12 protein-coding genes are annotated in these 13,939 nt (G+C 65.7%); 1 reads left to right on the top strand and 11 read right to left on the bottom strand.

What is annotated here, in order from left to right; all coding sequences use genetic code 11:
* Positions 1 to 113: 113 nt before the first annotated feature.
* Genes WN72_RS45735 through WN72_RS45720 form a run of 4 tightly spaced genes read right to left on the bottom strand, consistent with a single transcriptional unit; the run spans position 114 to position 4,710 of the window.
* Positions 114 to 500 (bottom strand): MAPEG family protein, encoded by a 387-nt coding sequence (locus WN72_RS45735; RefSeq protein WP_092212014.1) that lies wholly within the window; start codon positions 498 to 500, stop codon positions 114 to 116.
* A gap of 25 nt (positions 501 to 525) precedes the next feature.
* A complete protein-coding gene (locus WN72_RS45730; RefSeq protein ID WP_092212016.1) occupies positions 526 to 1,608 on the bottom strand; it encodes a lipocalin-like domain-containing protein in 1,083 nt (360 codons plus the stop codon).
* Positions 1,598 to 4,060: an FtsX-like permease family protein gene (locus WN72_RS45725; RefSeq protein WP_092212018.1), complete on the bottom strand. Its 2,463-nt coding sequence runs from the start codon at positions 4,058 to 4,060 to the stop codon at positions 1,598 to 1,600. The genes WN72_RS45730 and WN72_RS45725 overlap by 11 nt, the downstream gene beginning before the upstream one ends.
* Positions 4,057 to 4,710 carry an ABC transporter ATP-binding protein gene (locus tag WN72_RS45720; RefSeq protein WP_027563208.1) on the bottom strand — a complete coding sequence of 218 codons (654 nt, stop codon included), beginning with the start codon at positions 4,708 to 4,710 and terminating at the stop codon, positions 4,057 to 4,059. Before WN72_RS45720 ends, WN72_RS45725 begins: the two co-directional genes overlap by 4 nt.
* 145 nt (positions 4,711 to 4,855) lie before the next feature.
* Here WN72_RS45720 and WN72_RS45715 point away from each other — a divergent pair, with 145 nt between their 5' ends.
* The gene (locus WN72_RS45715; RefSeq protein ID WP_092212020.1) at positions 4,856 to 6,193 is read left to right on the top strand and encodes an MFS transporter; all 1,338 of its coding nucleotides are present in this window, start codon (positions 4,856 to 4,858) and stop codon (positions 6,191 to 6,193) included.
* Positions 6,194 to 6,418: 225 nt separating this feature from the next.
* Here WN72_RS45715 and WN72_RS45710 read toward each other — a convergent pair whose 3' ends face one another.
* The 7 genes from WN72_RS45710 to WN72_RS45680 form a co-directional block, all read right to left on the bottom strand.
* Positions 6,419 to 8,134 carry an N-acyl-D-amino-acid deacylase family protein gene (locus WN72_RS45710; RefSeq protein ID WP_092212022.1) on the bottom strand — a complete coding sequence of 572 codons (1,716 nt, stop codon included), beginning with the start codon at positions 8,132 to 8,134 and terminating at the stop codon, positions 6,419 to 6,421.
* A 215-nt stretch (positions 8,135 to 8,349) separates the two neighbouring features.
* Positions 8,350 to 9,561 carry an MFS transporter gene (locus WN72_RS45705; RefSeq protein ID WP_027563205.1) on the bottom strand — a complete coding sequence of 404 codons (1,212 nt, stop codon included), beginning with the start codon at positions 9,559 to 9,561 and terminating at the stop codon, positions 8,350 to 8,352.
* A gap of 162 nt (positions 9,562 to 9,723) precedes the next feature.
* Entirely contained in the window at positions 9,724 to 9,885 is a 162-nt protein-coding gene (locus WN72_RS45700; protein ID WP_035730608.1) for a hypothetical protein, read from the bottom strand.
* Positions 9,886 to 9,965: 80 nt separating this feature from the next.
* Positions 9,966 to 11,003: an MBL fold metallo-hydrolase gene (locus WN72_RS45695; protein ID WP_027563204.1), complete on the bottom strand. Its 1,038-nt coding sequence runs from the start codon at positions 11,001 to 11,003 to the stop codon at positions 9,966 to 9,968.
* 275 nt (positions 11,004 to 11,278) lie between these two features.
* A complete protein-coding gene (locus WN72_RS45690; protein WP_027563203.1) occupies positions 11,279 to 11,731 on the bottom strand; it encodes a DsrE family protein in 453 nt (150 codons plus the stop codon).
* A 2-nt stretch (positions 11,732 to 11,733) separates the two neighbouring features.
* On the bottom strand, positions 11,734 to 13,479 hold the full coding sequence (gene soxB / locus WN72_RS45685) for a thiosulfohydrolase SoxB (protein ID WP_092212028.1): 1,746 nt from the start codon (positions 13,477 to 13,479) through the stop codon (positions 11,734 to 11,736).
* Between the two features lie 148 nt (positions 13,480 to 13,627).
* Positions 13,628 to 13,933, bottom strand: coding sequence for a hypothetical protein (locus tag WN72_RS45680; protein ID WP_027563201.1), 306 nt, complete (start codon positions 13,931 to 13,933; stop codon positions 13,628 to 13,630).
* Positions 13,934 to 13,939 lie beyond the last annotated feature (6 nt).

Here is a 13,939-nt window from a genome sequence, read left to right as displayed (position 1 = left end):
TCGGAGTTACCAGCTCGCGCCAAACTACTCCCTGTGGATATGGGTCCCGGATCGGCGCTTCGCTTCGCTGCGCTTGTCCGGGACGACGACTGAGATTGAGGCGCGACCTTCCCTCACACCATCCGCAACACCACCGCGCCCAACGCCCCCGCCCACAGCGCGATTGCGGCCAGCGCCTGGATCGCGAAACCCGGGCCGCGTTTTGCGGCGGCCTGCGAATAGCCGATGAAATAGACGATGCGGCCGATGATCCACACCGCGCCGATCCCGGCCGCAACGGCATCGCCGATATAGATCGCGAACAACCAGAGTGCCGGCAGGAAGATCGGCATCCATTCCAGCGTGTTCATCTGGATGCGGAACGCGCGCTCGAAATCCGGATGGCCCGACATCGCCGGCACCTTGACGCCGGTTTGGGTGCGCGAGCGCGAGACGTTGATGCAGGTGAAGAAATAAAATGCGATCGCCAGCAGCGTGACGAGAGCGGTGAGATGATACATCGCGAATCCCCTTAGAGACCGCGCTTCAATAGCCCGTCAACTCGAGATAGCCAACGCCGTCATGCGTGCCGGCAAAGCTGATCGGGCCCTCCCAATAGGAGAAGCCCGTCCCCATCCATGCCTTCGGATTGAGCGGCTTGCAAAGAATCGAGAACGAGCGCGAGGGAATCGCGATCTGCCATTCCACCGGCAGCTTGCGGCCCGCGACCTCGGCCGTTGCTTTCGGACTCATCTGGATATCATTGCCCGCAATCATCTGTGTGTCGCCGGCGGCGCTGATCCAGTTGCCGAACGGATAATCCTTGCCGTCCTTCTGGCGCAGCCGGTACAGCATCAGCTTGTCGCCGGATGCGAGATGCAGCGACAGCCAGTCCCAGCCGGTCTGGTCGGCATCGAGCGGCTGGCTGCTCCATTCGCGGTCCATCCAGGCTTGCCCGGAAACATCGACAGGCTTGTCGTCGATGGTGAGCGTGCCGCGCGCACGATAGAACGGCTGGCTGTAATAATACGACGCCTGTCCGCGCTCCGATTTGCGGCTGTAGCCGTGGTCGCCCTGCAGCACCACCGGACGATCGGCCTCCAGCGTCAACGCGTAGCTGAAGTCGGTGCCCGAGGCCTTCAGCGTCAACGGCGCCAAGATGTGGTCGCCGGTCTTTTCAAAACCTTTCATCTCCCAATCATCGATCCAGGCCGCGAACGGCTTGTCCGTGACGTCGGCCTGTCCGATCCCGCCGCGCGAAAACACTTCGCTGAAGCGGTGCGTGCCTGCGCGCGTCACTGCGGCATGCGCCATCCAGATCTGCTGATTGGCCCAGCCTTCGCCTTGCGGCCCCGGCCGCGCCGCCTGCCGAAACAGCGTCCATTGCAGGCCGCACGCCGCGCCGCTGCTGTCGATGAGATTCGCCGTGAGATACCACCATTCGATGCGAAACTCCGGATGCGGCCCGTGATCGGCTGGGAAAGCAAAGGCCTTTCCCGGCGTCACCTTGGCAAAGCCGTCGGCGGTCTCGCCGAGCCCGGCATAACCTTGCGCGCTGGCGCGGCGTGCGAGAGCGAGTGCGGCGAGGCCGCCGGCAAAGGCGCGCCGGGAGATCCGATCAGCGCTCATTGGCAAACACCTTGACGAGGCTCGCCGGCTGCATCCGCGCCAGCCGCACCATCGGCAGCAGCGCTGCAAGCAGCGAAGCGAGCAGCGCCACCGCAACCAGCTCGACCAGTTGCAGCGGAAAGACGTGGAACGGCAGCCGCCAGCCGAACGCCTTTACGTTCACGATCGCGATCAGGCACCACGCCACCAGGAGCCCGAGCGGCACGGCCAGGAGCGAGGTGAACAGCGCGACCGACAGCGTCTTGGTCAACTCGATCGCGGCAAGGCGCGGCCGCGTGATGCCGACCGCCCACAGCGGCGCGAGCTGCGGCAGGCGCGAGTTCGCCAGCGTCAGCAGGCTGGTCAGGAGCGCAATGCCGGCGACGCCGAGCGTGAAGGCGTTCAGCGCCGACGTGACGGCAAAGGTGCGATTGAAGATGCGGATCGATTCCGCCTTCACCGTCGCCTGGTCGGCGACGCTGCGATCGTCGAGCGCGAACTGCTTCTGCAGCGCCGCGATCAGGCCGGCGATATTGTCCTTCGCGACGATCAGGCCAATCCGGGTCTGCGGCGTCTGCGGAAAATGCCGGATCAGCGCCGCGACATTCACCGCGAGCTGGCCCTTGGGGTTGCCGTAATCGGCATAGATGCCGACGATGTCGAGCTCCCACGTCCCGCCCGGCGCCGGCACCTCGATCACATCGCCGACGCGGACGTTGAGGCGGCGGCTGAGCTGCTCGCTGATGAAGGCGGCATTGCCCGGCACGAGCTGAGTCCAGGCGCGCGGCGCGGTCTCCAGCAGCGGCCAGCGCTCGCGATAGAGCGGGTGGTCGGGCAGGCCGAACAATTCCACCGGCTGGCCCTGAACCTGCGTCTCGGCGCGTCCGCCCGACAGGATCGCCTGTACGTCGCTGCGCTCCTTCAGCCAGTTGCGGATCGCAACGCCCTGCGAATTGTCGGCCGCGCTGATGTAGACGTCGGCGGCGAGCCGCCCGTTGAGCCAGCCGATGAAGGTGCGGCTGAAGGTTTCCACCATGGTGGACACCCCGACATTGACGGCGAGCGCGAGCAGCAACGCCATCAGCGCCAGCGACAGTCCCGACAGCTGTTGCCGGCTATCCGCCCAGAACCACAGCGATAGCGGACCTTGCGCCGTGCGCTGGCCGGCGAGCAGGATGATTTCGAGGAAGGCCGGCAGGATCAGCGCCGCACCTAACATCAGCGCCGCCAGCACGCCGAATCCCGCGATCAGCGACACGCCGTAATGAAGCAGCAGCAGCGCAACCGCGAACACGGCGCCGGCGGCAAGGCTCTGCAGAATCAGCCAGCGCCGCTGCCGCTGCTGCCAGGCGCGCGGCTGCGCCGTCGCCAGCACCGGCATCCTGATCGCCTTGATCAGGCTGGTCGCCGCCGCAACAAGCGCGCCCGCAATGCTGATGCCGATCCCGGCGAGCCACCATTCAGGCCGCAATGTGAGTTGCCCCGGGATCTGCGCGCCGTAGAGCCCGCGCAGCGAGGCCGCGACATCGGGGAGAAGCGCCGCCGCGATGAAATAGCCACAGACGAGCCCGATCAATCCTGCGACCAGCGCCAGCGCCACCAGCTCGATCACCAGCACCGTGTTGACCAGCCGCGCCGAGGCACCGCAGGCCCGCAAGGTGCGCAGCATCGGCAGCCGCTGCTCGAAGGCGAGGCCCACGGCCGAATTGACGATGAAGAGGCCGACGAAGAACGACAACAGGCCGAAGGCCGTGAGGTTGAGATGAAAACTGTCGGTGAGGCGCTCGAGCTCCGTCTCCGCATTCGGCTCGACCCGTTGCAACTGATCGCCGACGACGTCTTGCAGCGGCGCCGGCTTGCCCTTCGGCTTGCCGATGAGGAGCCGCGAGACCTGATCTGGCTTGTTCAGCAGCCGCTGCGCCACGCCGATATCGACCACTAGCACATCGGGTACGAGCTGCGGCAGCACGCGCAGCGGCGGCAGCTTTGCGCCGCTGCTGATCGGTGGCGCCGCGCCCTCCTGCTCCTGCAGATCGCTCAGCGTCTCCCGCGCCACCAATGTCTGACCGGGCGGGGCAACGAAGCCGCTCAAATCAGAGGCTCCAGGGCGCGGCGCGTTGCCGACATCGGTCGGCAAAGTCACCGGTTCGATGCCGAGCAGCCGCACCGAGCGTCCGTTGACCTGGACGCGTCCTTCCAGCACTGGCGAGACCGGCCAGCCGGCGCGGCGGAGCTTGACGAACAAGTCTTGGGAGAACGTCGCCGCATTCGGCGCCACCAGCATGGCCGTGCGCACGCCGCCGAATGTCGCCGCGGCGCGGTCATAGGCGTTGCGGGCCTGCTGGTTGATCGCCTGCACGCCGCTCCACAAGGCGGTCGCCGCGATCAGGCCGATCAGGAGCGTTGCGAACTGCATCTTGTGACGCCGCCAATGGCTGAGCAGCACGGCGAGGACCCACAGCGCGCGTCTCATGCGATCCGCCCCGCATGCAGGGTGACGTGGCGGTCGAGCGTGCCGGCCAGATGCAGGCTGTGCGTCACCATCAGGAAGCCGCAGCCGGTGCGCGCGACGAGGTCGCGCGTCAGCGCCAGCACGTCGTCGGCGGTGTCTTCGTCCAGATTGCCGGTCGGCTCGTCCGCGAGCAGCAGCGAGGGCTTTGTCGCGAGCGCGCGGCCGATCGCGACGCGCTGCTGCTGGCCGCCCGATAATTGCTCCGGATAACGCCTGAGCAGCTGGCCGAGCCCGAGCCGCTCGACCAGCTCTTTGGTCCAGGCCGCATCATGCCGGCCGGCGATCCGCGCCTGGAAGGCGAGATTGTCGGCGACCGAGAGAGACGGGATCAGGTTGAACTGCTGGAACACGAGGCCGATGCGGTCGCGCCGCAGCTCTGCGCGCCCGGCGTCGGAGAGCTTGGTGACCTCGATATCCTCCAGCCGGATCGAGCCGCCGTCGGCGGCATCGAGGCCGGCGATCAGGTGCAGCAGCGTGCTCTTGCCGCTGCCGGACTCGCCGGTCAGCGCCACGCGCTCGCCTGCCCTAAGGTCGAGATCGACGCCGCGCAGCACGTGAACCGGCTCACCGGCCGAGGCGAAGGTCTTGGAGAGATTTCGGATAGTCAGCACGATGAATGGCGCCGGGCGGAATTAACGGAAATGTTGCGTAGCACACTTGGTGGGGAAATGCCGGGGTTGCGTTGCTGTCGCAGCCGTTGTTAGCTTCACGAAGGCCAAATCAAAAAAGTGCCAAAAAACACAGACGGGGAGAATCATGAGCGCTCAGGGAATGCCGTCCGCGGCGGGTACGACGGCAGGGACGTCCAAAGAAACGCCGAAGGGCGCCTGGACCGTCACGTTTCTGCTCTTTCTCTTCATGCTGGTAAACTTCGCCGACAAGATCGTCGTCGGCCTCGCCGGCGTGCCGATCATGACCGACATGAAGCTCAGCGCCGAGCAATTCGGCCTGCTCGGCTCCTCGTTCTTCTTCCTGTTCTCGATCTCGGCCATCGTCGTCGGCTTCATCGTCAACAAGGTGCCGACGCGCTGGGTGCTGCTCACGCTGGCCGTGATCTGGGCGCTGGCACAGTTTCCGATGGTCGGCACCGTCTCTTTCACCACGCTCCTGATCTGCCGCATCGTGCTCGGCGCGGGCGAGGGTCCGGCCTTCTCGGTCGCCGCGCACGCGATCTACAAATGGTTCCCCGACGAGAAGCGCACGCTGCCGACCGCGATCCTGTCGCAAGGCTCGGCCTTCGGCGTCATCCTCGCGGTGCCGGCGCTGAACTGGGTCATCGTCAATCACTCCTGGCACTATGCCTTCGGTGCCCTTGGCGTCGTAGGCCTGATCTGGGTTGCGGCCTGGCTCGCGCTCGGCAAGGAAGGGCCGCTCGAGAGCACGCAGGTCTCGGCCGCGACCGAGCCGGCGATTCCCTACCTGCAGCTTCTCACCTCGCGCACCTTCATCGGCTGCGTCGCGGCGACCTTCGGCGCTTACTGGGCGCTGTCGCTCGGCCTCACCTGGTTCACGCCTTTCATCGTCAAGGGTCTCGGCTTCTCGCAGAGCCAGGCTGGCTTCATCTCGATCCTGCCCTGGGTGTTCGGTGCCACCATCGTGATTCTCACGGGGTGGATCTCGCAGGTGATGATGGCCCGCGGCTACAACACCCGCATCGCCCGCGGCGTGCTCGGCGCGGTGCCGCTGGTGATCGGCGGGCTGATCCTGGCGATGATGCCGCATGTCCAGGGCGCGAGCTTCCAGATCGTCCTGCTCGTGGTCGGCACCGGCCTGTGCGGCGCGATCTACGTCGTCTGCCCGCCCATGCTCGGCGAGTTCACGCCGGTATCGCAGCGCGGCGCCATCCTCGCGATCTACGGAGCGCTCTACACGCTCTCGGGCATCATCGCGCCGAACGTGATGGGCACCGTGATCCAGCACGCCGGCAGCATGCTCGATGGCTACATGACCGGCTTCAGCATCAACGCCGCCGTCATGGTCGGCTCTGGCCTGCTCGGCCTCTTGCTGCTCTGGCCGAACACGGAAAAGGCGAGGCTCACGGGTGGTGCGGCGGCGCAGCCCGCCCCGCTGAAAGGCGCGGTCTCGCCGACGTAAGCGGGCTGCAAGGCAAGCTGTTCGCCCCAACCACAACTGTCGTCCCGGACAAGCGCAGCGAAGCGGAGCGCCGATCCGGGATCCATAACCACAGGGAGAAGTTTGGCGGAAGCTCGTAACTCCGAGTCTTCGCCAAATTTCTCCCTGTGGTTATGGGTCCCCGCGTTCGCGGGGACGACAGCGGGGAGTGAGGCGCGGCTTGTGCGCCTCAGCGACAGCCCTCGCCTAATTCATCCCCTGCGCGCCACGAATCAGCTTGCCCGGCCGCTGCCCCGTGGCCTCGCCGTGCCGCCGCGTCAGCACGCCCGACACGATCGTCGCCTCATAGCCGTCGACATCCTGCAACAGCCTGCGACCGCCGACCGGCAGATCGTAATGCACCTTCGGCGGATGCAGGTGCAGGCGGTCGTAGTCGATCACGTTGACGTCGGCCTTGTAGCCGGGCGCGATAAGCCCGCGATCGGTGAGGCCGACCGAGAGCGCGGTCTTGCGCGACTGCGCGGCGACCACGAACGGGATCGTCAGCTTCTCGCCGCGCTTGCGGTCGCGCGTCCAGTGCGTCAGCAGATAGGTCGGGAAGCTGGCATCGCAGATGATGCCGCAATGCGCGCCGCCGTCGGACAGGCCCGGCACCGATTGCGGATCGATCAGCATCTCGCGCGTCGCATCGAGATTGCCGTCGGCATAATTGAGGAACGGCACGTAGAGCATGCCGCGGCCCTCTCCCGACAGCATCGCATCATAGGCGAGCTCCTCCGGCTGGCGGCCCTGCCTGCGCGCCTGCGGGCCCAGCGCGTTCTCCGGCGGCTGCTCGTAGTCGGGGGGATCGCCGAGCAGGAACATCTTGTCGTAGTTCGGACGGAAGAACAGCGGATCGTCGGTCGACGTCGCCGTCTCGCTGAGGATCGCCTTGCGCACCTCGCTCTGGTGCAACCGCGCCAGCCGCTCCGTCAGCGGCAAATGCGCGATCGCCTTGTAGCTCGGATGGGTCTGGAACGGGTTTCGCGACAGCTCGAGCCCGAGCAGGAGGCCGACCGGGCGTGCCGCGATCTGCGCGGCGATGGAAAGGCCGCGCTTGGCCGCCGCATTGATCTCGTCCAGCGTCTGGCGCCAGCGGTCGGGCGCCTTGTCGTTCTGCGTGATCGAGAACGAGATCGGGCACTTCGTGGCGTCCGCGACCCGCAGCATCATCGGCAGATCTTCGTGGATGGTCGAGAGATCAAGCACGAATTGCAGCACGCTGCGGCCCTCGCGATGCATCGCGCCGGCGATCGCGGTCAGCTCGTCCTCGCCGGCTTTCAGCGTCGGGGTGAAATCGCCGGTCGAGGTGCGGTGGTTGAGCGTGCGGGAGGTCGAGAAGCCGAGCGCGCCGGAGCGCACCGCCTCGCCCGCGAGCTTCGCCATCGCAGCGTTGTCCTCGGCGGTCGAGGGATCGCGGCGCGCGCCGCGCTCGCCCATGACATAGACGCGCAGCGCGGCATGCGGCAGCTGCGCGCCGACATCGATGTCGAAATCGCGCTTGGACAGCCAGTTCATGTAATCCGGAAAGCTCTCCCAGGCCCAGGGAATGCCGGCACTCAGCACTGGTTCCGGAATGTCCTCGACGCCTTCCATCAGCTGGATCAGACGGGTGTGATCGGCGGGCTTGCACGGCGCGAAGCCGACGCCGCAATTGCCCATGATCGCCGTGGTGACGCCGTTCTGCGAGGACGGCGTGATGTCCTGGCTCCAGGTGACCTGGCCGTCGTAATGGGTGTGCACGTCAACGAAGCCCGGCGTCACCAGTTTTCCGCGCGCGTCGATCTCTTCTTGTCCCTTCGCCGAAACTTTCCCGACCTCACTGATCCTGCCGCCGGAGATCGCGACGTCAGCCTCGAACAGCTCGCCGCCGCTTCCATCCGCAACAGTGCCGCCGCGGATCACGAGATCAGGGGTGCTCATGGTGTTTCTTCCCGTTTTGTCTTGTTGTGTTGTGTTTTGCTCGTCTCTCTCAGCCGTCGTCCCGGACAAGCGAAGCGCAGATCCGGGACCCATAGCCACAGGGAGGTGTTTGGCGAAGACTCGGAGTTACCGGTCTTGCACTACGACTCCTCCCTGTGGTTATGGGTCCCCGCGTTCGCGGGGACGACAGTTGAATTTGTAGCGATATTGACCGCTCAATTCGCCTTACCTTGCGCCCGCCGCTCGGTGAACGGCGACAGCACCACCGTCGCCAGCATGAAGATCACGGAGGCCCCGAACACCCAGTGCGGCGCGCTTTGGTCCATGATCCAGCCGAACAGCAGCGGCGAGACGATGCCGCCGAGATTGAAGCCGGTGGAGACGATGCCGAAGGCGCGCCCGGCGGCGCCGGGAGGCGCGGCGTTGCGCACCAGCATGTCCCGCGACGGGGCGATCACGCCGGAGAGGAAGCCCGCGGTCGCCATCGTCGCGGTCAAGACCCAGCCGGGCAGCGTGACCAGCGCGATCAGCAGCACGATCGCTGCGTTGGCGGCAAAGCAGGCGGCGGCGACATAGCCGTGATGCTCGGTGTAATCGGCGAGGAAGCCGCCCGCGAGCACACCCACGGCGCTGCAGCCAAGGAACGCCGTCAGCGCGACATTGGCGATCGAATAGGACGCCCCATAGCCGCTCATCAGCGCCACCACGCCGAAATTGTTGATGCCGGCGACCGACAGGCTGAGCAGCGTGAACAGCACAGTGAGCATGATCAGCGCCGGCGTGATCACGGCCTGCTTCGGCGCGGCTGCGTGGCCCGGCTTCTTCTTGTGCGCGCCGGCTTCGGGGATGCCCATGGCCACCAGCAGCAGCGCCACCAGGATGGCGATCGCGCCCGAGGCGATCAGCGCGCCGACACCGCCGGACACCGTGACCAGCGCAGCCACGATCGCCGGCGTCACCGCGCCGCCGAGATAGCCGGCAAAGGTGTGGACCGAGAAGGCACGGCCCATCCGTGCCTCGTCCATGTGCTCGGCGAGGATGGCGTAGTCGGCGGGGTGATAGACGCTGTTGGCGAGTCCGAGCAGCACCGCGCAGGCGATCAGCGCGGGGTAGCTGAGATGCAGGCCGAGCAGGATCAGCGCGAGGCCGCCGAGCGTGAGGCCGCACAGCAGAAGCTTCCGCGCGCCAAAATGGTCGACGAGATAGCCGGTCGGCGCCTGCGTCAGCCCCGACACCACCGCGGACACGGTCAGCGCAAAGCCGAGTTCGACATAGCCGACGCCGAGCTTCTCCTTCAGGAACGGAAACAGCATCGGCAGGACCAGCAGATGGAAATGGCTGACCCAATGCGCGATCGAGATTCCCGTCAGGGTACGCAGCGCGCTGTCCGCCTTGCCTTGTTGCGGTGCGGCGAGAACATCGGCCATTGCAGTTCCGTTTTCACATCCTGGAGGGGATGGGCAAACTATCGGGGAGAGCGGTTATTTGTCCATGAACGCAGGCGCATGGCAGGTAGTGCGGGTGGGGGCTGCATCCCCGCTGTCGTCCCTGCGTTCATGGGGACGACAGCGGTGTTTGGGGCTACCCCCTCACAACGGCTCGTCGTCATTGCCGTAGCGATCCCGCTTCGGCGTGGCGATGTCGCCGTCCTCGTAGTCGTCGTCGAAATCGCGCGGAGGCGGGGGTGTCTTTGCCTTGTCGTCAGCCGTCTTCGTCTTCGGCGGCTCGCTTGGCTTGGCGGTTTTGGCCATGGCTGGTCCCGGATGGTGATGCTGCACCCGATTCTATCCGGAAAATATGTGGGCTTCCTGATCTGCCGCAAGACGGGGTGTCAACGCACCACCGGCCCGCCCGCCTTCTTCCAGGCATCGATGCCGCCGGCAATGTGCGCGGTGTTCGATAATCCCGCATCCTTCGCGGCGGCCACCGCCATCGCCGAGCGCTCGCCGAAGGCGCAGAAGAACACGACTCGGCGGCCCGTGGCGGCGGCGACCTCGCGCAGCATGCCGCCGGGCTTCAGGCTCTCCTCGACCGACGGATAGGGCGTGTGCAGCGCGCCTTCGAGCATGCCGTGCTTCATGCGCTCATTGGTCTCGCGGAGATCGACAAGCAGGATGTCGGGCCGGTGGAGCGAACGGATCGCCTCCGCGGCGCTGAGCGCGCGGCCTTCCTTCTCCAGTTCCTCCTGATGCAGGCCGACGCGCATGTTGGCGGGCACCGCCACGTCCATCATCTTCGGATTGGGCAGCTTCAGGTTCGCCATCAGCTCGATATATTCGTCGACCGAGCGCACCTGGAGCCGCGGATTGTAGCGCTTCTCCTCGCCGATGGTGGAGACGGTGTCGCCCTTGTAGTCGTGCGCCGGAAACACCATCGTCTCATCAGGCAGTTTCAGCAGCCGGTTGAAAATCGACTCATACTGCGCGCGCGAAGAACCGTTCTGGAAATCGGTGCGGCCGGTGCCGCGGATCAACAGCGTATCGCCGGTGAAGACGCGGTCGCCCATCAGATAGGAATAGGAGTCGTCGGTGTGGCCGGGCGTGTACATCACGTCGAGCGACAAGCCCTCGATCGTCACCTTGTCGCCATCGGCAACCCGCATCGCCACCACGTCGGCCTTGGTCTGGTCGCCCATCACGGTCATGCAATGGGTGCGGTCGCGCAGCTCGCCGAGCCCGGTGACGTGGTCGGCATGCAGATGAGTGTCGACCGCCTTGACCAGCTTGAGGTCGAGCTCGCGCAGCAGCTGGCAATAGCGATCGACCTTCTCCAGCACGGGATCGAGGATCAACGCCTCGCCACCGGGGCGGCTCGCGAGCAGATAGCTGTAAGTGCCCGAAACGCTGTCGAAGAGCTGGCGGAAGATCATGGGCAGGCCCCGGTGTGGAACTGATTTCGAGGATTCTACTACGGGGCGGGGCAGAAAGAGAAGCAATTCACTGTGTAGACGGTAAAATTTGGAAGATTTTTATTCTGCGAGGGGCCGCCCTACCCACCGCTGTCATCGCCCGGCTTGACCGGGCGATCCAGTATTCCACAGACGTTCGTGAAATACGGAGGGGCCGCGGCGTACTGGATTCCCCGCCTTCGCGGGGAATGACACCGGGTGTGGCGAGGCGGCGCCGCCCCAAACTCCGGACGGGCTTACGGCCTCACCACCGTGTACCCGTTCTCCGCCAGGAACAGGATCTGCCCGACCCCGACCTGCACCGGTGTCGCCGCCGGAATGAACTCCGGCCGCTTCCCGGTCTCCCGCTCGATCGTGTCGACCGTGTTGAGGCAGATGTCGAAGCGCACGCCCTGCGCGATCAGGCTCTCGACCTGCTTGCGGCGCTCGCTGCCTGACAGCAGAAGATCGATGCCGGGACCGAATGCGACGACCTCGATCGCAACCTTGTCGGGATCGTAGGCTTTCAGGAGATTGTTGGCTACGCTGAGCACCAGCGCCTGCTTCTTCGCATCGCCGTCGGAGAGCTGGAGCACGATCTTGTGCTCGGCGAACGGCTTGTCCTGGAGCGGCACCTGCTGGGCAAAAGCCTGCGGCATCGTCATCCAGGCGAGCAGCATCAGCACGCGAAGAATTTGCGACCGCATCATCCCTATCCCGCAATGCCCGGATTGCCCTCGACGCCCTTCAGCGTGACGCCGCTGCCGAGCCGTTCCTGAAGCATCCGGCCCGAGCGCAGATATTTGGCGACGACATCCCACACCGGTGCGCCCTGCTGGCCGTTGACCGAGGCCCAGCCCGCGACCTTGTAGCGGTGGCTCGCATTGATCGCCTTGCCGCCACTGAGCTTCAGCTCCGAGATGCGGCTGCCGATCGCGTTCGTCGGGCTGCAGGTGTAGCTGAGCCCGCCGGCGCGCACCATGTCGCCGCCCTGCTGGTAATAGGGATCGGCGTTGAAGAGGTTGTCGCAGATGTCTTCCAGCACGTTCTTGATCTCTGCGCCGGTCATCTCCTGCACATAGGTCTCGGGATAGCTGATCGCGGTCTCCGCGAGCACATCCTCCATGGTCAGCGCCTGGCCCGACAGCGCGGTGACGCCCCAGCGGAAACCCGGCGACAGCGCGATCTCGGCGTCGAGCTCGGTGCGCAGCGCAGTGCAGATCAGCTCGTCCATGGGCCCGGCGAAATTGTCGCGGCGATAGAGCAGGCGATCCGGGGTGGCGATCTTCTCCGCCCAGTCGGTCACATGCGGCGCGCGCAGCCGGCCGATCAATTCGGCCATGGCCGGATCGGGCTTGAGCAGCTCGGAATAGACAGGCAGCAGATGATATCTGACGTCGCCGACCTTGCCCTTCTCGAGCGCGAGATCGAGCACGCCAAGAAACTTCCCGTTGGAGCCGGCATTGGTGACGAGCGTGGTGCCGCCGGCATTGGTCACGGCAATCGGCTGCGGCACGGCGTCATGGGTATGGCCGCCAAGGATGACGTCGATGCCGGTGACGCGGCTTGCGAGCTTGAGATCGACGTCCATGCCGTTGTGCGAGAGCAGGATGACCGCATCGACCTTGTCGGTGCTGCGCAGGCCGTCGACGTGTTTCTGCAGCTCTTCCTCGCGGATGCCGAAGGTCCAGTCGGGCGTGAAGCGCTTGGGATGCGCGATCGGCACATAGGGAAACGCCTGGCCGATGATCGCGACGCGATGGCTGCCGAGCTCCTTGATCACCGAGGGCTTGAACACGCGCCCGCTGGCCTTGTCGAAGGCGGGCGCATCGTTGAACGCGGCTTCCTCGGTGAGGAAAACGTTCTGCGCCAGAAACTCGCCCTTGAAGCGCTCGAGATTGTCGCGCAGCGCCTGCTCGCCATAGGTGAATTCCCAATGGCCGGTCATCGCCTCGATGCCGAGCAGGTTGGCGACCTCGACCATGTCGCGGCCCTGCATGGTGTTGGCAAGCCCGGTGCCCTGCCAGAGATCGCCACCGTCGACGAGCACCGAGCGCTTCTCGCCGGCATCGCCGCGCAAACGGTCGATCAGCGTCTTCAGATGGGCAAAGCCGCCGAGCTTGCCGAAGCGGCCCGCGGACTTCTCGAACTCGAAGCAGGTGAAGGCGTAGGCATCGGCGCTGTCGGACCGGATGCCGAACCGCTCCAGGAAAGCGCGGCCGACCAGATGCGGTGGTCGCCCCGCCATCTCGCCGATGCCGATATTGACGCTGGGCTCGCGGAAATAGACCGGGTTGAGCTGCGCATGCGTGTCGGTGGTGTGCAGGATCCGCGCATTGCCGAACCGTTCGAGGTCGTAAATGCTCGCGGTCTCGGCGCCGCGCGCAAGCCGGGGCAGGCTGAGCGAGGTGGCGACAGCGGCTGTACTCTTCAGGAAATCGCGGCGGCGGATGGCCATCCCAGATTCTCCGCGCCTATGCTCGGCTACGACAGTTCAACGTGCTCAAGTCTAAAGCATGATCCGGAAAAGCGCGCAGCGGTTTTCCGAAAAGATCATGCTCAAACAAACAGCTCAAGCGCCATGGCGATCCTAATCGCATCGCGCTCTAGCGGATTTCCATGGCCTTCCAGGCTTCTTTTTCGGACGTCGCCTGGACAATCGACGCCTTCGCCAGCGCCTCGGCTTCCTTCGAGGCGGCAACCGCGCGGTCGAAATCGCCGCCATCGGCCGCCTTCTTGGCGGCGGCGAGCGCCGATACGGTCACGGTCCACTGGTTGCGCATGCCGGCTGCCTCCTTGGAGGCGGCCTCGGCGGCAGCATAGGCCGCCTTGTAGTCCACCTCATTGGCCGCGCGCGCGGATGGCGCGAGGCTCACGGCGAGTAGCATGGCCAAGGCAAGTGACAGCTTCATGGCCGC

This window comes from Bradyrhizobium arachidis (assembly GCF_015291705.1).
GTDB lineage: Bacteria > Pseudomonadota > Alphaproteobacteria > Rhizobiales > Xanthobacteraceae > Bradyrhizobium > Bradyrhizobium arachidis.
The sequence above is the reverse complement of the archived record's forward strand: the minus strand, read 5'-3'. Positions and strand labels throughout refer to the sequence as shown.